At 70.0% G+C, this 19,693-nt stretch carries 16 protein-coding genes; 11 read left to right on the forward strand and 5 right to left on the reverse strand.

The features are described 5' to 3' along the window. Positions 1-125: 125 nt before the first annotated feature. Together arcC and ABZ374_RS31325 are read left to right on the forward strand one after the other, a co-directional pair. Positions 126-1,061 (forward strand): carbamate kinase, encoded by a 936-nt coding sequence (gene arcC, locus ABZ374_RS31320; RefSeq protein ID WP_360317400.1) that lies wholly within the window; start codon positions 126-128, stop codon positions 1,059-1,061. 216 nt (positions 1,062-1,277) lie between these two features. Further along, complete coding sequence (locus ABZ374_RS31325; RefSeq protein WP_360317402.1) at positions 1,278-2,321, forward strand: hypothetical protein; 1,044 nt, start codon at positions 1,278-1,280, stop codon at positions 2,319-2,321. A 186-nt stretch (positions 2,322-2,507) separates the two neighbouring features. Here the strand turns inward: ABZ374_RS31325 and ABZ374_RS31330 are convergent, their stop codons facing one another. Beyond that, complete coding sequence (locus ABZ374_RS31330; protein WP_360317404.1) at positions 2,508-3,806, reverse strand: TerD family protein; 1,299 nt, start codon at positions 3,804-3,806, stop codon at positions 2,508-2,510. A gap of 300 nt (positions 3,807-4,106) precedes the next feature. Between ABZ374_RS31330 and ABZ374_RS31335 the strand changes: the two genes are divergently transcribed. The 6 genes from ABZ374_RS31335 (at position 4,107) to ABZ374_RS31360 (ending at position 12,294) form a co-directional block, all read left to right on the forward strand. After that, complete coding sequence (locus tag ABZ374_RS31335) at positions 4,107-4,961, forward strand: ABC-2 family transporter protein (RefSeq protein WP_360317406.1); 855 nt, start codon at positions 4,107-4,109, stop codon at positions 4,959-4,961. Continuing rightward, a complete protein-coding gene (locus ABZ374_RS31340; protein WP_360317408.1) occupies positions 4,954-5,763 on the forward strand; it encodes an ABC-2 family transporter protein in 810 nt (269 codons plus the stop codon). The genes ABZ374_RS31335 and ABZ374_RS31340 overlap by 8 nt, the downstream gene beginning before the upstream one ends. Next, positions 5,760-6,755 carry an ATP-binding cassette domain-containing protein gene (locus ABZ374_RS31345; RefSeq protein WP_360317410.1) on the forward strand — a complete coding sequence of 332 codons (996 nt, stop codon included), beginning with the start codon at positions 5,760-5,762 and terminating at the stop codon, positions 6,753-6,755. The genes ABZ374_RS31340 and ABZ374_RS31345 overlap by 4 nt, the downstream gene beginning before the upstream one ends. A 193-nt stretch (positions 6,756-6,948) precedes the next feature. Beyond that, the gene (locus ABZ374_RS31350) at positions 6,949-9,837 is read left to right on the forward strand and encodes a hypothetical protein (protein WP_360317412.1); all 2,889 of its coding nucleotides are present in this window, start codon (positions 6,949-6,951) and stop codon (positions 9,835-9,837) included. A gap of 132 nt (positions 9,838-9,969) precedes the next feature. After that, a complete protein-coding gene (locus ABZ374_RS31355) occupies positions 9,970-11,568 on the forward strand; it encodes a BCCT family transporter (RefSeq protein ID WP_360317485.1) in 1,599 nt (532 codons plus the stop codon). Positions 11,569-11,667: 99 nt separating this feature from the next. After that, positions 11,668-12,294 carry a class II aldolase/adducin family protein gene (locus tag ABZ374_RS31360; RefSeq protein WP_360317414.1) on the forward strand — a complete coding sequence of 209 codons (627 nt, stop codon included), beginning with the start codon at positions 11,668-11,670 and terminating at the stop codon, positions 12,292-12,294. A 52-nt stretch (positions 12,295-12,346) separates the two neighbouring features. On the opposite strand, the gene ABZ374_RS31365 is transcribed toward ABZ374_RS31360, so the two are convergent. Further along, positions 12,347-12,847 (reverse strand): hypothetical protein, encoded by a 501-nt coding sequence (locus ABZ374_RS31365; protein WP_360317416.1) that lies wholly within the window; start codon positions 12,845-12,847, stop codon positions 12,347-12,349. A gap of 194 nt (positions 12,848-13,041) precedes the next feature. Here ABZ374_RS31365 and ABZ374_RS31370 point away from each other — a divergent pair, with 194 nt between their 5' ends. Next, positions 13,042-13,428: a peptidase inhibitor family I36 protein gene (locus ABZ374_RS31370; protein WP_360317418.1), complete on the forward strand. Its 387-nt coding sequence runs from the start codon at positions 13,042-13,044 to the stop codon at positions 13,426-13,428. Between the two features lie 22 nt (positions 13,429-13,450). On the opposite strand, the gene ABZ374_RS31375 is transcribed toward ABZ374_RS31370, so the two are convergent. Continuing rightward, a complete protein-coding gene (locus ABZ374_RS31375) occupies positions 13,451-15,316 on the reverse strand; it encodes a serine/threonine-protein kinase (protein ID WP_360317420.1) in 1,866 nt (621 codons plus the stop codon). A gap of 659 nt (positions 15,317-15,975) precedes the next feature. Between ABZ374_RS31375 and ABZ374_RS31380 the strand changes: the two genes are divergently transcribed. Continuing rightward, positions 15,976-16,503 (forward strand): hypothetical protein, encoded by a 528-nt coding sequence (locus ABZ374_RS31380; RefSeq protein ID WP_360317422.1) that lies wholly within the window; start codon positions 15,976-15,978, stop codon positions 16,501-16,503. Here the strand turns inward: ABZ374_RS31380 and ABZ374_RS31385 are convergent. Together ABZ374_RS31385 and ABZ374_RS31390 are read right to left on the reverse strand one after the other, a co-directional pair. Continuing rightward, positions 16,465-18,027 (reverse strand): MDR family MFS transporter, encoded by a 1,563-nt coding sequence (locus tag ABZ374_RS31385; protein ID WP_360317424.1) that lies wholly within the window; start codon positions 18,025-18,027, stop codon positions 16,465-16,467. The two genes, ABZ374_RS31380 and ABZ374_RS31385, sit on opposite strands and share 39 nt — an antisense overlap. Before the next feature lie 82 nt (positions 18,028-18,109). Then, complete coding sequence (locus ABZ374_RS31390; protein WP_355529510.1) at positions 18,110-18,382, reverse strand: hypothetical protein; 273 nt, start codon at positions 18,380-18,382, stop codon at positions 18,110-18,112. A 467-nt stretch (positions 18,383-18,849) separates the two neighbouring features. On the opposite strand from ABZ374_RS31390, the gene ABZ374_RS31395 reads away from it, so the two are divergent. Then, complete coding sequence (locus tag ABZ374_RS31395; protein ID WP_020554102.1) at positions 18,850-19,272, forward strand: ATP-binding protein; 423 nt, start codon at positions 18,850-18,852, stop codon at positions 19,270-19,272. The last annotated feature ends 421 nt before the right edge of the window (positions 19,273-19,693 follow it).

Consider the following 19,693-nt stretch of genomic DNA (forward strand, 5'->3'; position numbering starts at 1 on the left):
GCACCGGACCATCGGTACCCGGGCCGCTCGTGGTTGCGCTACGCCCCATTCATCCGGATTTGCCGCGACGTTGCGATCGGCGGACGGCCGTTCGTGAGCGTCGCTTGGGACCGAAGGGATCCACCATGCGCGTCGTCGTCGCCCTCGGCGGAAACGCGATGCTTCAGCGCGGGGACAAGCCCGACGCCGACATCCAACTGCACAACATTCAAAAAGCGGTCAAGTCGCTGGCCCCACTGGCCCGTGACCACGAACTCGTGGTCACCCACGGCAACGGCCCCCAGGTGGGCGTACTCGCTCTCCAATCCGCCGCCGACGCCTCGCTCAGCCAGCCCTATCCGTTCGACGTGCTGGGCGCGATGACGCAGGGCATGATCGGCTACTGGCTGCTCCAGTCGTTGCAGAACGCGCTACCCGGCAGGCAGGTGTGCTCGCTGATCAACCAGACCCTCGTCTCCACCGCCGACCCCGCGTTCCGGGACCCGACCAAGTTCGTCGGCCCGGTCTACGAGGAGGACGAGGCCAAGCGGCTGGCCGCGGAACGCGGTTGGATCGTCAAGCCGGACGGCAAGTGGTGGCGCCGGGTCGTGCCGTCCCCCAAGCCCGCCCGTGTGGTGGAGACCCGACTCATTCGGCAACTGCTCGCCTCCGGGGCCGTCGCGGTATGCGCGGGCGGCGGCGGCGTACCGGTGGTCCGCAACGAACTCGGCCAACTCACCGGAGTCGAGGCGGTGGTGGACAAGGACCTGACCGCGGCCCTGCTCGCCGAGGCCCTGGACGCGGACGTGTTGATGCTGCTCACCGACGTCCCCCGGGTGGTACGCGGATTCGGGCAGCCCGACGCGCAGGAGATCACCAACGCCACCCCCATGCAACTGCGCGCCGGTGACTTCCCGGCCGGTTCGATGGGTCCCAAGGTCGACGCGATCTGCCGCTTCGTCGAGATGACCGGCGACATGGCCGCGATCGGTGCGCTCGACCAGGCCGCCGAGATCCTCCGTGGCAACGCCGGGACGATCGTCACGCCCAGCGGCAAGTATCCGGAGACCAGTCTGCTGTAGGGCGATGGGGAGATGGGCGGGGCCGGCGGGTGCGGCAGGCGTCTGGGGGCGTCGACCGCGGGCGCCGGTCGGCCCGGGGGCGGGCGGCATGACCGGCGCGGGCAGCGCGAATCGCGGCAAAAGCGCGTGCGGGCGCCGATTCGGCGACGATCTTTTCGAGCGCGGATCGGCAAAGGGTCTGGTCCGATCGACCCGTGTCCTGTGACCATGTCGAGCATGGCTGTCTCCGTGATGCCTGCCGCCGACACACTCGCTCGAACGCTGCTCGCCGCCCGAGGCGCCGAGTGGGGGGACTGGTCCGCCGAAGCCCTGATGGAGACCGCCGGGCGGCTCGGCTGGGAGACTCGCCCGGGCGAGGACGGGTACATGGCCATCGAAACCGGCATACCCGGACTGCTGTGCCGCGGGGATCCCGGCGAGCGCGCCGAGGGCGCGCCGTGCGTACGCTTCACCGCCCCGCTGCCGATCCGGGCGGATCCGCCGCCACCGATGCCCGGGTTCCAGGGCCCGTCCGTGCCCGGCCAGTACGCCTACGGCCCCGGCGCCTGGGGCACCGTGCCCTATGTCCGCGACCGCGGGCGCGAGTTGGACGCCGCACACACCAGGCTCGGCGCCGCGCTGACCGCGACCCTGGGGCCGGCGCCTTGGCGGGGCGGGCCCGCCGCGTGGCTGCGCTGGCGATCGCGACGGATCACCCTGCGGCTGTCCCGGGACGACGCGAACGAGGCGCTCGTCATGGAGTTGTTCCCCACGCGCGCCGGCGAGGCCTTCGAGCGACGTGGATTCGAACGGGCCGGCTCGCTGGCCGAATTGCCCTACATCTGGTGTGTCAGCCGACCCGACATGAGCCTGGCCGAACTGTTCCTGCCCTTCGGGCCGGACCCGCGCGACTGGGCGGACTTCCGCGACGCGCTGCCGCGTGTGCTGTCCTCGCTGGTGGTGGACATGCCGCTGGTCGGCTGGGTGGAACCGGTTCTGCTGGTGCTGGGCGACGTCGCCGAACCCGCGCACACGGCCGAGATCCGCGTCGGACAGGATCGCCTCGAACTGGGCAACGTACCCGGCAACGGCCGCCAGGTGTGGCTGCGCCCCGGCGCCGAACACGCCGTCGCGGCGGCCGAGTCGATCCTGGAGGCGTTCGCCTTCTGGGGCATCGACGGCGTACGTCGGCTGCGCACCCGAGCGTGGACGTCGGGAGGCTACGTCGACCTGCCCGGCATCGGAGTACGCCCCGAGGGCACCCACCCGGACGACGCCTGACCACAAGGGTGCGATGCGCGACGCCCGGCCGGTGAGCGGGATGCGCTCGCACCGGCACCTGCGACCGCGGGCGCCTGCACCTGCGCGGGCACGGTTGCCGGCACCTGCGCCCGCACCCGCGCCCGGGTGCGACCGCCGGGCGCCCGCACCCGCATCTGCTTCGTCGCCCCGTACGGGGGTCCCGCGTCAGTCCTTGGTGCCCGCTCGCCACTGCAGGCCCCACCCGTACGCCTGGTCGACCTTCTGCTGATTGCCCTTGATGTAGCGCACCTCGCGCTGGATGGTCAGATCGCCGCCCTGGTTCTGAACGAGCGCGATCGCGCACGAGCGGGCCGCGCCGCCGGTCTCGTCGAGCCGGATCTCCAACTCGGGACCGGTCGCCGGCGTCAACGTCACCACCGCCTGCGCATCGTCGAACGTCACACCCTTGTAGATGAACGCGAAGATCAGCAGTCGCTTGAAGCTGCTCTTGTGGTCGAGGTTGATGAACAGGTTCTCGCCGGCGGTGTTCGCGCCGGTGCGGTCGTCGCCGTCCAGGAACACATACGGCGGCTTGTCCGGCGAACCGAACATGTTGCCCAGCGCCTGCACGATGCCCTTGGAGCCGTCGTTCAGCTCCCACAGGCAGCACAGGTCGAGGTCGGTCGGCCCCATCAACCGCTTGAGCATGCCGCGCCCGGGAGCGGCCTGCACCCAGTTGAGGTTCACCCGCATCCGACTGCCGGTGATGCCCTCCTTGCTCAACGAGACCATCGGCGAGGCCTTGGTCAGCGTCACCTTGCTCAACCGCACGGGCGGCCTGCTCGGCGTACTCGCCGGCGGCGGGCCGGCCGGCGGCCGCGCCGGCTCGGGCTTGCGGACGTTCAACCGAGGCGCCGGCGGCGGCGTCGACGACACCGGCGGCGGCGCGGGCGCCTGCACCCGAGGAGGCGCGGGTGCCGGCGGGGGCGGGGGCGGGGCCGTCACCGTGATGCCGAAGTCGGTGGCCAGCCCCTCCAGCCCGGTCGAGTAGCCCTGCCCGATCGCCCGGAACTTCCAGGCCCCGCCGCGGCGGTACAACTCGCCCGCGAGCATCGCCGTCTCCACGGTCGCGTCCGCGATGTCGAACCGAACCAGGTCCACCTCGGCCCCGGGATCGCTCACCAACAGGTGCAGGTCACGGATGCCCGCGAACGTGCCACTGTGCGCCGAAGCCGCGAGCACCACCCGATCCACACTCGCCGGCATCGACCCCAGGTCGATCTCCAGTGCGTCCCGCGACCACGTCCCCTCGTCCTTGCCGACGTGGCGAACCGCGCCGGAGGGATGGGTCGGCTGGTTGTAGAACACGAAGTCGGCGTCGCCCGAGACTCGACCCGACGCACCCAACAACAGCGCCGACGCGTCCAGGCCGGGGGTACTCGGCCCCGGCCGCCAGACGAAGACCGCGCGCACCTTCGCGGCGGACACCGGCGTGTTCTGTCCCTTGCCCAACTGCTGCACCATGCGCACGATCGTCACACGAGTGGGCTGATCGGTTCATCCTTTGCGTCGAAAAAAAGGGGTGCCCACCCGTACGGGTCAGTAAAACCGGGGTGAAACGTCCTCGCTCGTCCACTACTCTTACTCGCCTTGCCCGGGGTGTTGCGGGCCGGGGCCGGCGTTCGACACGCATCAGGCTCGGCGCAACGAAACCAAGAGTGAGCATCCCCACGCCTCCGCCCGAGGTCACTTCGGTATGCCCAAGGTCGCGTGTCCTGTCGGCCCCGCCGACGCCACACGCCGCCCGGGGAAAGGGATTTCACCATGACGTTCGCTTTCGCGCGCCCACCGCGGGTCGACCCCCCGCCGGACCGGCGGGCCCGGCTGTACCGCTTCGGCGCGCTCTTCGGCGCGGGCTTTCGCCGCTGGTCCACCTACCGCCAAGCCGCCCTCGCCGGCCTGTTCACCAACATCGTCTTCGGTGTGATGATCTACTCGCTGATGCGCGCCCTCACCGAGGACGGACGCCGGCCCGGCGGCTACGACGCCGCCCAACTCGCCACCTATGTCTGGGTCGGCCAGGGCATCCTCAGCGTCGTGCACGTCTGGTCCTGGAACGAACTCGCCGACCGTGTCCGCAGCGGCGACGTGACCGCCGACCTGCTGCGCCCGATCGACCCGTTCGAGGCGTTCCTGGCCGCCGACCTCGGCCGGGCCGCCTACGCGGTGCTCGCCCGCATGCTGGTACCCGTCCTCGCCGGCGCGCTCATGTTCACCCTGTACATCCCACAACGCCCCTACACGATCCCGCTGTTCGTGATCTCGCTTACCCTGGGCACGACAATCAGCTTCGCGCTGCGCTACCTCGTCAACCTCGGCGCGTTCTGGCTCCTGGACGCGCGCGGTCTCGGCGCGGTGTGGTTGCTCGCCTCCGGCGTGTTCGCCGGCACCTTCTTTCCGCTGCGCTTCCTGCCCGGCTGGGCCCAGGCGGTGCTGTGGTTCGCCACCCCGTTCCCCGGCCTGTTCCAGATCCCACTCGACGTCGTGGTCGAACGCCCCGGACCCGTAGAGCAGATCGGCAGCGTCGTCCTGCAACTGGTCTGGGTGGCGATCCTGGTGCCCCTGGTCCTGCGCGTGCAGCGGGCCGCGACCGACAAGCTGGTGATCCAGGGTGGCTGAGCCCACGGCGGTCCGCGCGTACGTCCGCCTGGTGCAGGCCCAGATCCGCAGCCAGACCCAATACCGCACCTCGTTCTGCATCGACGTCGCATCCTGCGCGCTGAGCACACTCGTCGAGGCCGCCGTCATCCTGGTCGTCTTCCGGGTCTCGCCGACGGTGGGCGGGTTCGGGCTGCGCGAGGTGCTCGTGATGTCCGCGCTCGCGGTGTTCGCCTTCGATCTCGCCGACCTGACCGTCGGCAACATCGAACGGCTGTCGTTGTACGTGCGCAAGGGCATGCTCGACGCCATCCTGGTCCGGCCCCTGCGCGTACTGCCGCAACTGCTCGCCACCGACTTCGCGCTGCGCCGGATCGGTCGGGCCGCCCAGTCGTTCGTGCTGCTCGCCGTCGTTCTCGTCTACGCGGCTCCGCACTGGACGCCGGCGCGCGTACTGATGCTCGTACTGACCCCGATCGCGGGCTGCGCGTTGTTCGCCGCGGTGTTCGTGGCCGGCGCCTGCGTCGCGTTCTGGTTCGTCGAATCCGGCGAGATCGCCAACGCGTTCACCTACGGCGGCAAGGAGTTCGCACGCTACCCGGCGACGATCTACCCGGGACTGCTGCGCCGCGTGTTCGGCTACGGGGTCGGCCTCGCGCTGGTCGGGTATCACCCCGCGCTGTTCCTGACGGGGCACGCGGATCCACTCGGCGGGCCTGCCTGGCTCGCCTGGCTTTCCCCGGTTGTCGCGGCCTTCGCGTGGTTGATCGCGCTGCTGATGTGGCGGACGGGGATCCGGCATTACAGGAGTACGGGATCGTGACCGCGACCGGGACCATGACTGCGATCAAGACCGAGACCGAGACGATGATCGAGGTTCGGGATCTGCGCAAGGAGTTCACCGTCCGACGCAAGGTCGGCCGAATCCGCCGGGAATCCCGAACGGTGGCCGCCGTGGACGGCGTCGCGTTGAGCGTCGTGCGGGGTGAGACGGTCGGCTACATCGGGCCCAACGGGGCAGGCAAGTCGACCACGCTCAAGATGATGACCGGCATCCTGACGCCGACCTCGGGACACGTGCGGGTCTGCGGCCTGGAACCGGTGCCCCGTCGACGCCGGCTCGCCCGCCGGATCGGGGTGGTCTTCGGCCAGCGTTCGCAACTGTGGTGGGACCTGCCGCTGCGTGAATCGTTTCGATTGCTGGGATTCGTCTACGCGGTGCCGCGCGCCGAACACCAGGCCCGGCTTCGCCGGTGTCGGGCGATGCTCGAACTGGACGAGTTCATGGACACGCCGGTGCGTCAACTCTCGCTCGGGCAGCGCATGCGTGGTGAGATCACCGCCGCACTCCTGCACGGTCCGGACGTGTTGTTCCTGGACGAGCCGACGATCGGGCTCGACGTGGTCAGCAAGCAGTCGCTGCGCGCCTTCCTGGCCGAGATCGGCACGCGAGGGGACGTCACGACCGTGCTCACGACACACGACCTCGCCGACATCGAGCACCTGTGCCGGCGGCTGATCGTGATCGACCGCGGGCAGGTCGTGCACGACGGGACGCTGGAGGCATTGCACGCGCGCTACGGCTCGCGCCGACGTGTGGTCGTCGACCTGGACGAGGCCCGTGTGCTGGACGTGCGCACGCCCGGGGTCACGATCGAGGCGGTCGAGGCGGAGGGCAGACGGGTCACCTTCGCACTGGACGGCGTGCCCGCGGGGGAGTTGATCGCCACCATCGCGCGCGACGGAGGCCTGCGGGACGTCTCCGTGCGAGAGCCCACGATCGAGGAGGTGGTCGCGCGGCTGTATCGAGGGTGACGGGGCGACCGCGTCGAGGCTCTCGTGCTCCGGATCGGCAAAGGGCCTTTGGAACGGGTCATGGACCGGGCCGTCGACGACGGTCGGGCCGTTTGTCCGGTGTGGGTTGTGGCGGGTGGTCCTCGGTATTGAGGGATTGCCCCCTGCGCTCGCGGGGCTCCTCGGGAGAGAGTCTTCCCGAGGAGGACGGGACATGACGCACAGTCGGGACGAGGTCGTCGGTGCCGCGTTGTCGCGATGGGCGGCCGGGCGCTTTCCGTTGCCGGGCGACCCGGGACACCGCTGGTACCTCGCTCGCGAAGACGTCGTCGCGGCCTTGGCCGGGGCCGAGACGACGTTGCGAGCGGCGGAACCCGATGTGACGGCGGCCGGGTGGGTGGGCGACGCCGACCCGGACCAGATACGGGTACTCGCCGCCGCGTCGGCCCGTCCTCCCGCCCTGGTCGTGATCGGGGCGGCCGGCACCGGCAAGACCAGGACCGCCGCGATGGTGGTTCGGCGCGAGCGCGACGCCGGCGGGCGCGTGTTGGTCGTGACCAGGCAGCGGTACGGGGCGCGGCGGTTGTGGGAGGAACTGGCGAGGGCCGGGGCGACCGGTGGGCGCGCCGGTGCGGGGGTGGCCTGCGGGGGCCGGGCAAGTGGCGGGGTCCCGGCGGGCGACGCAGTCGCAGCCGTGGCGGACCACGACGCGGACGGACGGCTGCTGGATCGGCATCGGCGTTCGATGGTCGAGCCGTACGGGGCCTGGGGATTGACCCTGGGCGGGATCCAGGATCACCTCATCGGGCTGCCGCCCTGGACCGGTCCGGTACTCGATCACGACGTGGCGTCCACCCTCGACCCTGGCGAGGCCCGTCGGCTCGGTCGCGAGCTCGAACGATTCGCCCACGCGGGTGGGTTGCGCGACGCGGCCTGGCACGGCGTACGCATCGACACACCCGAGCAGGCCCGCAAGACCGTCGGCGAGATTGCCGAACTGCGCTCACGTTTCCGGGAGATCAGAGCAGGCGCGGCCAGGGCACGACTGCACGCGGATCGGCCCGAACCACGCGATCTCGCCGAATGGACCGCGTGCCTCGTGGTGGTCGAGCGGCTGCGCCGGCTCTCGATCGCCGTCGACCCGGAGATCCTCGCGGGGCCGTACTCCATGCGACAACTGCTCGCGACCACGCACTGGTACGGTCGACCCGCGGCGCGTCGATACCTGCGTGACCACACCCGCCTCCCGGCCGACCGGGCGGCCATGCGGCTCACCCTGTCCGAGGCGCGGGCCCTGCACGGGCTCTTCCGGGAAGGGGCGAGCGGGGTGCCCGAGGCGGCCTTCCTGCGGGAAATGGCCCTGGCGTGGGCCGGTTCGGAGCGGGAACGGCAGGCGCTGGAGGGCTACACGCAATCGTTGTTCCCGGTCCTGGACCTGCCGGCGGACACCTCGCTGCCCGAGATCGGCGCACGGCTGGATCGGCTCGCGGAATCGATCTCGGCGGACGGCGCGTCGTGGGAGCGACTCGCGGTCCGCTGCCGTTCGTACCGCGCCCTCGCGACCGCCGGCCTCGGACCGTTGTTGGCGGACCTGACGGCGCGGGGCGTGTCGCCGGAGCGGGTCGCGCAGGAATACGGGCGATTCCTGTATACGTCGCTCTCCCACGCCTGTACCGCCGTCGCGCCCGGCGGGGTGGTGGGGCTGCAGGCGCACGCGCATCGGTATCGCACGGGGGCGGCCGCGGCCGCTGTCGCCGGACCGGTGCCGGGGATGCCCAGGAGTCTGTCTAATGCGCCGGCGGACGAGTACCTGAAGGTGATGTCGCCACGCGATGTTCGGCGATTGCCGGACACGGCGCACTTCGACCTGGTGGTGGTGGACGACGCCGGGACCGTGAGTGAACGTGACGTGATCCCGGCCCTGTTACGGGCCGGTCGAGTCGTGTTGTTCGGGGACCCGGCAGGGCCCGGACTCGGTGACCCCGACGGGCCGGTCGAGCCCGGCGATCCCGGCTCAGAAGGCGACCTACGCTCCGCCCTCGCCTCGGTGAGCCGGTTCGTCGAGCCGGTTCGGATCGCCTACACGCACCGCGTTCTCGACGAACGCCTTGCGGTGCCGGGTGTGCTGCCGGCTGCTCGGCTTCCGGGCGTGCGGGGCGAGGAGGCGGCGGTACGGCACGTTGTGACCGGCGCGTACGACATCGCGGAGGTGGTCGCGACCGCCCGGTCATATCGGGCGCGGTATCCCGAGGAAAGCCTCGCCATTGTCACCCTGGGTGGGTCGCAGGCGCAGCGCCTTCGGTCCGCACTGTCGACGGGCCGCGGCGGTGGGGAGTTCGCGGTGGACCGGGCGGCGGTCCTGCACGGGGGCGAATGGGACACGGTGCTCTTCAGCATCGGGGCGAAGCGGGACGCCGAAGGACGGCTGATCCATCGATTCGGCGCGGCCACCATGCCCGGCGGGGACGCACTCGTGGCTTCGGCGGTCTCCCGGGCGCGCCGGCGACTGGTCGTGATGACCACCTTCGAGGAAACCGAACTCGATCCGGCACGGCTGCGGGCCCCAGGGGCTCGGTTGTTGCGAACGGTCCTGCGGTACGCGGCCGCCGGCGAGCGCGAGGCAAACGTGGGCGAGACCGCAGGTGCGGGTGCGCGCGGCGGGAGAGGTGTGGGCGCAGGGACGGCCGGAGCCCCGGACCCGTTCCACGCCGATGTGCTCGATCGATTGCGGGCGGCCGGTCTCGACCCGATCCACGGGTTCGGTGGGCGCGCGGGCGTCGTGATCGCGTTGCCGGGACCGCGGGTGGATCCGGATACCGCTGCGGGTGCGGGCGACGCCGCGGTTGCAGGCACGCTCGCGGGCGCCGTGTCGCCGAGGCGGATGCTGGTCGCGATCGAGACCGACCGCAGTGCGGCCTATCGTGCGGAGTCGTCCGTACGCGAGCGCGAGTGGTTGCGGCCGGCTCGTCTGGTGGAGCGGGGGTGGGTCGTGTACCGCCTGTGGAGCGGGGACTGGATCCGTGACCCCGACAAGCAGATTCGGCAGATCGTGGCGCTGTACCAGTCTGCGGCAAAGGCCACTGGGGCTGCGACAAAGGAGTGACGCGGGAGTTCGGGCCCGGCGCGCCCCGCCCTTCCCGGTCCGCGAGGCCGCACCATATCGTGTGGCATATAAGCGGACGAAAAGGACGGCCCAGTGAGCGGATCGAGCCGGGACGCCGCTGCCGCGCCTCGCGTGGACCCGGTCGTCGCCGGCGTCGGCTTCGCGGTCGTATTCGCCGTCGTCCTCTGGGGCGTCCTTGCCAAGGGGTCGCTCGAGACCGCGGCGTCGACGGGACTCGATTGGACGATCCGCAACTTCGGCTGGCTGTTCGTCGTCGCCGCCGACGCCTTCCTCGTGCTCGCGGTGTTCATCGCCGTGTCGAAATACGGCCGGATCCGGTTGGGCAAGGACGACGAAGAACCGGAGTTCAACACCGGGGCCTGGGTCGCGATGATGTTCAGCGCCGGCATGGGCATCGGGTTGATGTTCTACGCGGTCGCCGAACCCATCCAGCACTTCGCCACTCCGCCGCCGGCCTCCGGCGCGGTTCCGCAAACCCCGGGTGCGGCCGGCGCCGCACTCGAATGGACACTGTTCCACTGGACGTTGCACCCGTGGGCGATCTACGCGATCGCGGGTCTCGCCCTCGCGTACGCGACGTTTCGGCGCGGTCGTGGAAATCGGGTCAGTGCCGCGTTCGTACCGCTCCTGGGCCGGCGCGCGGACGGCGCGGCCGGACAGGCGATCGACCTGCTCGCCATCTTCGCGACCGTGTTCGGCTCGGCCACGAGCCTGGGGCTCGGTGCTCTCCAGGTCGGCAAGGGCCTGGACCTGACCACCGACATCAAGGACACCGCGACGTTGCACGTGGTGATCATCATCGCCCTCACGGCCGCCTTCGTGGTGTCCGCGTTCAGCGGGATCCACCGCGGCGTCAAATGGCTGAGCACCGCGAACGTACTGCTCGCACTGGTGCTCATGCTGTTCGTGTTCGTGGTCGGGCCGACGGTGTACGTGCTCGGTGTGCTGCCCGCGTCCGTCGGCAGCTACCTCAACGACCTGCTGACCCTCGCGACCCGCACCGGTACTTTCGGCGGCGACGAGTGGATGGGCACGTGGACGATCTTCTATTGGGCGTGGTGGTTGTCCTGGGCTCCGTTCGTGGGCACGTTCATCGCGCGCATCTCGCGAGGGCGCACCGTACGTCAATTCGTGATCGGCGTGTTGCTGGTGCCCAGCGGGGCGAGCACGGTCTGGTTCGCGGTGATGGGCGGGACGGCGCTGCGCCTGCAACAGACCGGCGCCGCCGACCTGGTCGCCAAGGTCGCCGAAGGGCCGGAGTCCGGCCTGTTCGCGATGCTCGACGCACTGCCCCTGTACGCCGTCACCGCGACGGTGGCGATGGTCTTGGTCGCGCTGTACTTCGTCACCGGAGCCGACTCCGCCTCGCTCGTGCTCGGTTCGCTGACCAGTCGGGGATCACTCAAGCCGGCGCGCTGGTTGGTGGTCGGGTGGGGTGCGCTGATCGGTGCGGTCGCAGCCGTGCTCCTGGTCGCCGGCGGCCTCAAATCGCTGCAGCAGGCGACCATCCTGGTGGCGTTGCCGTTCGTGTTGGTGATGCTGGCACTGTGCGTGGCATTGCTGAAGGACCTCAACAGCGACCCGATGGTCGCGGCCGGACCCAGGCGCATGCGGGCACGCGGATTCTCGGAGGCGGTGCGCACGGCGGTGGGCGACGAGGACGAGGACGTGGAGGCGGAGACCTTCCACCGACACCACGGCGGGATCTGAGCGCGGCGATCTGATTGGATCCGTCCGGGGCGATCTCGGCCCCGATCGGTCGTGTTGGCGTCAGAGCGAATCCGGGCACATCCCGGTCGGGAGGTCTTGGTGCTGTTGGAGGACGAGCGTCGCGAACTGTGCGAGTTCGGACGCCGGATCGTCGAGTGCGGCCTGGTGGTCGGCGCCTCGGGCAATCTGAGCGTGCGCCGGGGTCCGATGGTCGCGATCACTCCCTCCGGCGCCCCGTTGGAACGCATCACGCCCGTGGAGTGCGCGGTTGTGGATCTGTCGGGCACGGTGCTGGAGGGGGCGAGGGCGCCGTCCTCCGAGACGCCGATGCACCTCGCGCTGTACGAGAACGACCCGCGCGCCGGGGCCGTGGTGCACACGCACGCCGTGTTCGGCGCGGTGGTGGCGACGACCCTGCCGGTATTGCCGGCGATCCACTACAACGTGCTGCTGCTCGGCGGCCACGACGTGCGAGTCGCACCGTACGCGACCTACGGGACACCGGAATTGGCGGACTCGGTGCGCGCTGCGCTCGCGGGTGGTCGAAGCGGGGCGCTGCTGGCCAACCACGGGGGAGTGACCCTGGGGCGGGATCTGATCGAGGCCTACGACCGCACCAGGATCCTGGAGTGGTTGTGCGAGGTCTACGTGCGCTCGCTCGCGGTGGGCACACCGAACGTGCTGACCGCCGCCGAGTTGGCGGCGGTCGAACAACGAATGACCTAGACGAATGGCCGGGGCGAAGCCGAGCGCGGCGCGCCTCGACCCGGCCGTCGCCTCAGCGCTTGACGTCGATCACGATGCGGCTCGGGTTGGTCAGGACCGACGTGACCACCTGCTGCACATTGCTCTTGTAGCCGATGCCGACCTTGAGCTTGCCCTCGAAGTCGCAGGTGACCGAGTACCCGGTGAGCGAGGGCATGTTGGTCACCACGGTGCGCGGGCCGGTGTAGGTGGCGTTGCCGTTTTCGTCGTGAGCCGCGCTCGCGATGTCCAACTCGACGTACTCGGCGCTGTTCGGGAAGCTGACCGGCTTCCCGCTCGCGCACTGTTCCAGGCTGCTGGTGCCGGTGACGCCGTAGGCGGGCACGCCGGCGGAGAAGTCGAGGACCACGCGATCGTAGGTCGCGTGTTGCCCGGTGCGGATGTTGGTGAGGTAGGTGGTGCCGGCGGCCTGGGCGGTCCCGGACAGCACGGTGGTGGCGGCGATGCCGACGACGGCGGCGACGCCGAGCGCGGAGCGGACGAGATGGCGACGGGGAACGGATACAACAGCCATGACAGCCTCCGAATGAGCCGATATCTACAGCGACGAAACGTTTCGCAGTCTGGTTCCGAGAATGCCGATGTCGATCTTCAATGCACTCTTTCGAGGTAAAACCGCGTCCGTTCGCCCTCGCTTCGCCCTTTCATGCGCAACCCTGGACACACGTCGGAACCGGGGCAACGGATTCGACGAACGGGGAAGTTCTCATGAATCGCATGCGACGTCGCCTTGTCTGCGCGCTGGCTCTGACCACGAGCCTGCTGACCACCGTTGGCGCACCGAGCGCCTCCGCCGAACCGGCTGCGGCAGCCTCGTGCGCACCCGGGCAGGTGTGCTTCTGGACCGAGCCGGGCTTTGCGGGCGCACCGGCGGCAACCTTCGAACTGGCCGGCGTCAACGTCGATCAGTGCGTGTCACTGCCTGATGGGGTCGATGCCTTGTCCTTCGCGAACCGCATGGATCGCTACGTGACGATGTATCAGAGCAGGGAGTGCGCCACGGAAGGAGACTTCAGCACATATCCCGGCGAGGGGGTTTTCGTGCCCGACGTGCCCTTCACGGTCCGGGCCTTCCAGATCTGGGAAAAGCCCTGACGGCGGGTATCCCAGGGAGTCGTCATCCCTGGGCTCCGGAATAGTCCGAGAAATCGAAGGACGCGACGATGTGATCGACCGTCGCGTCCAGATTCGGCGGCATGGCGAAGGTCTCGACGGAGAGTTTGGTGACCGGCAGCCACCACACCCGAGGGTGATACGTCGAGCCGTTGTCGCAACCGGCCGACCAGCGCCGGTAATCGGCGGTCTTGGGTCCGACCGGCCGGAACCCGCGTTCGACGATCGTGGATGACGTGGTCATCGCGGTGCCGCGGGGTATTACCCCGCGGCACCAGGCGTCGCCCTGCCAGACCCAGCCGGATCCGGATTCGAGGTCCAGTGTTCGTCCCCACTCGTCACCGGGCGGATCGGGCAGGCGGATCTCCACGCCGTCCACCGCGCAGCCGTCGTTGGGGCGGCCGCCCAGCAGTGCGGCGGGCGGCAGCAGACACATCACGTGGGGACCATCAACGCCCTGCTCGACCGTCCAGCCCGCCGGCACGACGAAGGTGATGCCCTGAAGGCTGCGCCGCGTCTCACCGGCCGCACTCGGCGGTATCGCCGGAGGGCGTGGCCCAGGGGCCGTGGGCGAGGCTGAGGCGGGGGGTTGGGCGCTTGTGCCCGTAACGCCGTTCAGGGTGCTGGTGCCGCCCTGGGCGCCGTTGGAGGTCGGCGGATTCGTCCTGCCCGCAGCCGGTGTGTCGTCGTCGATCAGGTTCGGCACCGCCACCGCCGTACCGATGGCCAGCAGGCAGGCCACCACGGCTGCGGCGACCGGCCCGGCTCGGCCGCGGCCGCGTGGTTCGGACGGGGGCTGGGCGGCGGCAGGAGGAGGGATGTGGGCCGCCGGATGAGTTGAGAACTGCGACGGTGCGGGCGGCATCGCGTGGAACGTGTGCACGGGTTGCGGGTCGGTGGACGACAACGGTGCGGGGTCGGCGAGCGGCCTCGGCGACGGTGGGACGGCGGGCGGGTGCGTCGGCCCGGGAGTGGGCTCGGGTGGGTCGCCGATAGGGGCCCGATGCGCCGGGAGCATCGTGGTGACGGCGTCCGGGAGCCAGGTTTCGGGGGCGGCGTGCGCGTCGACGCCGAGCTCCTGCAGGTAGGTCAACACCTGCGTAGCGGGCGGGCGGTCCGCAGGGTCCTTGGCCAGACATGACTGGATCAGACCGCGCAACTCGCGCGGGACGCCGTCCAGATCAGGCTCGCCGTGCACCACGCGATACACGACCGCCTCCACCCGGCCGCCGCCGAACGGTGGACGACCGGTCGAGGCGTAGGCCAGCACCCCACCGAGTGCGAACACATCGCCGGCCGGCCCCACTTCCGCGTCGAGGGCCTGCTCCGGGGCCAGGTAGCCGGGAGAGCCGACCGTGCTGCCGGTACGGGTCAGCGCGGTCTGCTCACCGATCCGCGAGATGCCGAAGTCGATCACCCGCGGACCGTCCTGGGCCAGCAACACGTTGGAGGGCTTCAGATCGCGGTGCACGACCCCGGCGGCATGGAGTGCGGCCAGAGCCTCGGCGAGACCGCCGGCCAGTACGCGTACGGCCTCCACGGGCAGCGGACCCTGCTCGGCGACCGCGGCGTGCAGAGACGGCCCGGGGATGTAGGCGGTGGACAACCACGGCTCGTCCGCGTCCGCGTCGGCGTCCAGGACCGGCGCGGTGAAGAACCCCTGGACGCGCCGGGCGACATCGATCTCGCGTCGGAACCTGGCCCGGAAGTCGGGATCCTGGGCCAGCTCGACATGGATCACCTTGACCGCGACCGGCCGCCCGCCCGGCGAACGGCCGAGGTAGACACGCCCCATGCCGCCGGCGCCGAGCCGACCATGGATGGAGTAAGGCCCGATTCGAGTCGGGTCACCGCTCTGAAGCTCGCGCATCGATCCCCCCTGAGTCGATGAGTGCCACGCCCGCGCCGCACCGAGCCGCCGTCAGTGCGGCACACGCGTCACAAGGTCGAGCAGATCCTGCCGGCGCGGATCCGTGTGTGGGTCCCTGGCCCCCATATCGGTCGCGGCGCGGATCGGATGGTCCCGGGCACGGTCGAGCGCCGGTGCCTGCGCCGGCTCGCCTTCGCCCTCGGGCGCGTACTCGTGACCGGTTTCGCATCCGCGCGCCGGTCCGGGCTCGCCGTACTCCCGCCCGCCCCGGAACCCGGCCGCGGCAGTACCGGGTTCGAGGCGGCGGTCGTCCCGAAGGGATGGCCCGGGATGCCGGAAGGCCGCAAGGAACGCGGTGGCCGTCGGCTCGTCGTCCGCCGACAGCGTCCGGCACCGCTCCGCTGCGGCGTCCGCTGTCGGGCAGGTCGGGAAAGCGGCCCCACCACCCGGTAGAGCTGCATGTGCGAAAGCGCCGACTCGAACACCGAGCGGCCGGGGACCGCCCCCGGGCGATCGGCGCGGTCCCCGGATCGGAAACGCGCGCCATTGTCGTCCCGGCGCCGCGGTTCCCACTCGTTCATACGACACAGTGTCCCTCGTTCGGGTGATCGCAGGGCGAGACAACGGAACACTCCGCTGCAATGCATCGCATGACGACGATGGCATCGACCGCTGCCGAACAGACCGGACCCCCCTCGCGATCGACGCCGTGCCCCGATTTGGAGGTCGCGGTGGACGCGGCCCTGGAGCGGCTGATGCTTGCCGGGCCCGCGCGATCGGCGTTCGCACCGCCGCACGGCGCGGCGATCGACGCTCGCGCGACCACCGAGCCGCAGGCGTGGGTGCGTTGGTGGCGGCGGTTCGAACCGGCCAGGGAACGGCGCGATCTGTCCGCCATACGCGGCATGATCCTGGGTCTGATGGCCGGCTACGGCCTCTCCCGGTTGATCGAAGGCGTCCCCGAACGCAGCCTCACCCGGCGTGTTTGCGACGTCGTGATCGTCCTGAACCGATTGAACGGCCTGGGCGAGTACGACATGGTCCTCGACCTGGCGGGGCTCGCGTTGCGTCGGCTGGAGACCGACGAAGCGCTCGCCGGCAACCCCAACCACTGGGCCTGGGACGCGGCGGAAGACCTGCGCGACCTGTCAGCCGGCTTCGGACAGCTTGCGTTCGGTGCCCGTTGATCCGGCCGCGGTCTGCTTCGGCCCCCGACGCAACGGGATTTCCCGCAACATCAAGGCGAGCACGAAGCCGAGCACCGCGATCGGTACGCCCGCCAGGAACACCGCGTCGAGCGCGTCCGCGAATGTGGTCAACGTCGCTTCCCGTTGCCCCGCCGGCAATGCGTCGATCGCCTGCCGGGTGACTCCCATGCCGGTCTCGCCGGCCCCGCTGCTCGCGGTCTTGCCGGCCAGCCCGTGGGCGAACACCGCGCCGAGCACGGCCGCGCCCAGAGCCGAACCTATCGAGCGGGCGAACGAGTTCAGGCCGGTGGCCACGCCGATGTCCGACTGCTCGACCGAATTCTGCACCGCGAGTGTGGTCACCGGCCCGATCGTGCCGAGCCCGAAGCCCAGCACCATCAGGCCAATCAGCAGATGCCAGTACGGGCTGTCCGTGCCCAACAGCGACAACACCACGAGCCCGGCAGCGGCGAGCACAGTGCCGATCAGGGGAAAGCGCTTGTACTTGCCGATCCGCGAGATCAACCGACCCGACAGCGTCGAGCACACCATCATCGAGAGCATCATCGGCGCAAGCAACAGCCCCGATTCGGTCGGCCCGTGACCGCGCACGATCTGTTGGTAGATCGGCAGGAACGTACTCATCCCCAGGGTCAGGCAGCCGGTGACCATCGTCAGCGGACACGCGACCCGCACGATCGTGTTGCGCGAGAGCAGCCGCAAGGGAATCAACGGATCGGCCGCACGCCGCTCGACCAATACGAAACCGGCGAGCATGCCGACCGCCGTCACCGCCAGTACCAGGCTCGGTGCGGAGATCCAGGCGAACTGTGTCCCGCCCCAACTCGTGAACAGGATCAAAGCACTGGTCCCGCAAGTGAGCAGGGCGAGACCGGAGCCGTCGAACGCACGCTTGACGTAGGGCTTGCGCGGCAGCCTGAGCACCGCGGAGGTGACCATCAGCGCCACCGCACCCAGCGGGATGTTCACGTAGAACACCCACCGCCACGACAGCGCCTCGGTGAAGAAGCCGCCGATCAGCGGCCCGCACACGGTCGAGAAGGCCACCGTCGACGCGATGAAGCCCTGATAGCGACCACGCTCGGCGGGTGGCACCAGGTCGCCGATGATGGCCTGAGCGTTGCTCATGAGCCCGCCGGCACCGAGCCCCTGGATCGCCCGGAAGGCGATCAACGCGCCCATCGACTGCGCGGTGCCGCACAACATCGAGCCTGCGAGGAACACCACGATGGCGAACTGAAACAGCCGCTTGCGGCCGTGGACGTCGCCGAGCTTTCCGTACAGCGGGATCGAGACGGCCGTGGCGAGGGTGTACGCGGTGGTCACCCACGCCAGGTGTTCGAGCCCGCCGAGGTCGGCAACGATCGTCGGCATCGCCGTCGAGACGATGGTCGCGTCGAGCGATGCCAGCATGACGCCGAGCATCAACCCGCAGAAGACCAACAAGATCTGGCGGTGCGTCAGAGTAGGTGGGGCGGCGGAACCCGCCCCCGAATCCTTCACATCGCTAAAAGCTAGGCTGGGTAATGAACCATGTCAATGATCATCCACCGGCCGGCCCTGCGACGTGCCTCGACGGGCCCGCCTACGCGGCGCCGCTGCGCAACTGCGCCACCACGCCGTCCACGCCCTCGCTGCGCAGCCGCTCGACCACGCGCACGCCGTCCAGGCGGGTCTTCATGTCCTGCGGGGTCAGCCCCCGCTCCAGGCACAGCGCCGCCAGCTTGTACTCGGTCGGCAGGATGCCGGCGGTCAGCCAGGCCAGCACCTGAGCCGCCGTCATGTCCAACTGGGTCCAGCTCGTCGCCATCGCGTGCCGCTGCTCGGGCGTGGTCCGGGGATCGATCTGCTTGATCACGCGACCGATGTCGAGAACGCGCGTAGCGTCTCGATTGGGCACGGCCGCTGGCGCAGGCGCCGGGATGACGGCACGCGGCGCCGACTGCGCCTGACGGCGCTGCTGCTGCGGGGGCTGGTGTTGTCGATTGGACCGGGTCGGCGTCTCCGAGCTGCGCCGACGAGGCCGCCGACCGTCGAGAAGGTTGGCCAACATGGCCTGTTCGACGGCATCGAGATCTTCCACCACAGGTAGTCACCCTTCTGGAATCCGCGCCGTGCACAATCCGGTCATTCGCAGAGGAATGCCGCTGTTCGGCGCTCAGAATCACACGCCGGGAGGGACGTGGACTGCGATGGTCTTGCCCATGTCGACCTTCACTCACACACGCGACCGATCATCGAATCGTAGCGATATGACGAATCGTCAACCGCGCGCCCGCAAGCGCGCCGGTCAGTACGCTGAGGCGCGGGGCCGAAGGGGGTGACATGGGAACGGGATACGAGCGATCCTGCTGGTTCACCCTGCCCGCCCAGCCGGCCTCGGTCGCCCAGGCCCGACGAGCTCTCGCGGACCATCTGACCTACTGGGGACTGCCCTACGGGCACGACCTGGGCTACGCCCTCAAGCTGGTCGCCTCCGAACTGATCACCAACTCCGTCGAACACGCGGCCGTACTGTCACCCGAGGTCTCGGTGACCTGCACGGTGCACGACGGTTGGCTGTGGTTGGGAGTGCGCGACCGCCACCCCTACCGTCCGGTCGCCCTGTTGGAAACGGTCGACGACACCTCCGGGCGAGGCCTGCTGATCGTGCGCAACATCGTCACCGAATTCGGCGGCCAGATCCACATCGAGGCACACCCCGACGGCAAGACCCTGTGGGTGATCCTGCCGTGGCCGGTCGCCTGAACCCCGCACCGCCGCCCCTGGCTTGGCCGCCCCAGGCAACTCTGGTCCTCCGGCCGTCGCAAGACATCCCGTAGTCGCGGCCCGCATACGGGTGAACGAAAATGCGACGGATCCCGCGGTTCGACGTTCGAGCGGTGCCGGAGCCTCGCCTCCTCGGTTGCACGACTTGCGGGGGGAGGGTGGCAGGAGCCGGTTGCGGAGATCGCCCGTCTCGCCTCTCGCTGCCTACGACACAAGGGCGTTCGTATCGTAGCCGCTCGCGGACGGTGCGTGGTGACGATCACCGGAACCAGGAGAATGCTGCGATCGTATTCGGCACGAGTACCCCGATCCATCGGAAATGGCGCAAACTCCTTGTGGGAGCGACATGTACAACGTGCTCAGCCTCGATCGCCCGCATCGACCACCACCGCAGGTCGGC

Origin of the sequence: Embleya sp. NPDC005971 (assembly GCF_040629175.1) — a bacterium.
In the GTDB taxonomy this organism is placed as follows: domain Bacteria; phylum Actinomycetota; class Actinomycetes; order Streptomycetales; family Streptomycetaceae; genus Embleya.

Coding starts and splice junctions, on each gene's coding strand:
- ABZ374_RS31365 (WP_360317416.1), bottom strand. CDS start 12,847: ATGGCTGTTGTATCCGTTCCCCGTCGCCATCTCGTCCGCTCCGCGCTC.
- ABZ374_RS31350 (WP_360317412.1), top strand. CDS start 6,949: ATGACGCACAGTCGGGACGAGGTCGTCGGTGCCGCGTTGTCGCGATGG.
- ABZ374_RS31370 (WP_360317418.1), top strand. CDS start 13,042: ATGAATCGCATGCGACGTCGCCTTGTCTGCGCGCTGGCTCTGACCACG.
- ABZ374_RS31380 (WP_360317422.1), top strand. CDS start 15,976: ATGGCATCGACCGCTGCCGAACAGACCGGACCCCCCTCGCGATCGACG.
- ABZ374_RS31325 (WP_360317402.1), top strand. CDS start 1,278: ATGGCTGTCTCCGTGATGCCTGCCGCCGACACACTCGCTCGAACGCTG.
- ABZ374_RS31330 (WP_360317404.1), bottom strand. CDS start 3,806: ATGGTGCAGCAGTTGGGCAAGGGACAGAACACGCCGGTGTCCGCCGCG.
- ABZ374_RS31375 (WP_360317420.1), bottom strand. CDS start 15,316: ATGCGCGAGCTTCAGAGCGGTGACCCGACTCGAATCGGGCCTTACTCC.
- ABZ374_RS31395 (WP_020554102.1), top strand. CDS start 18,850: ATGGGAACGGGATACGAGCGATCCTGCTGGTTCACCCTGCCCGCCCAG.
- ABZ374_RS31335 (WP_360317406.1), top strand. CDS start 4,107: ATGACGTTCGCTTTCGCGCGCCCACCGCGGGTCGACCCCCCGCCGGAC.
- arcC (WP_360317400.1), top strand. CDS start 126: ATGCGCGTCGTCGTCGCCCTCGGCGGAAACGCGATGCTTCAGCGCGGG.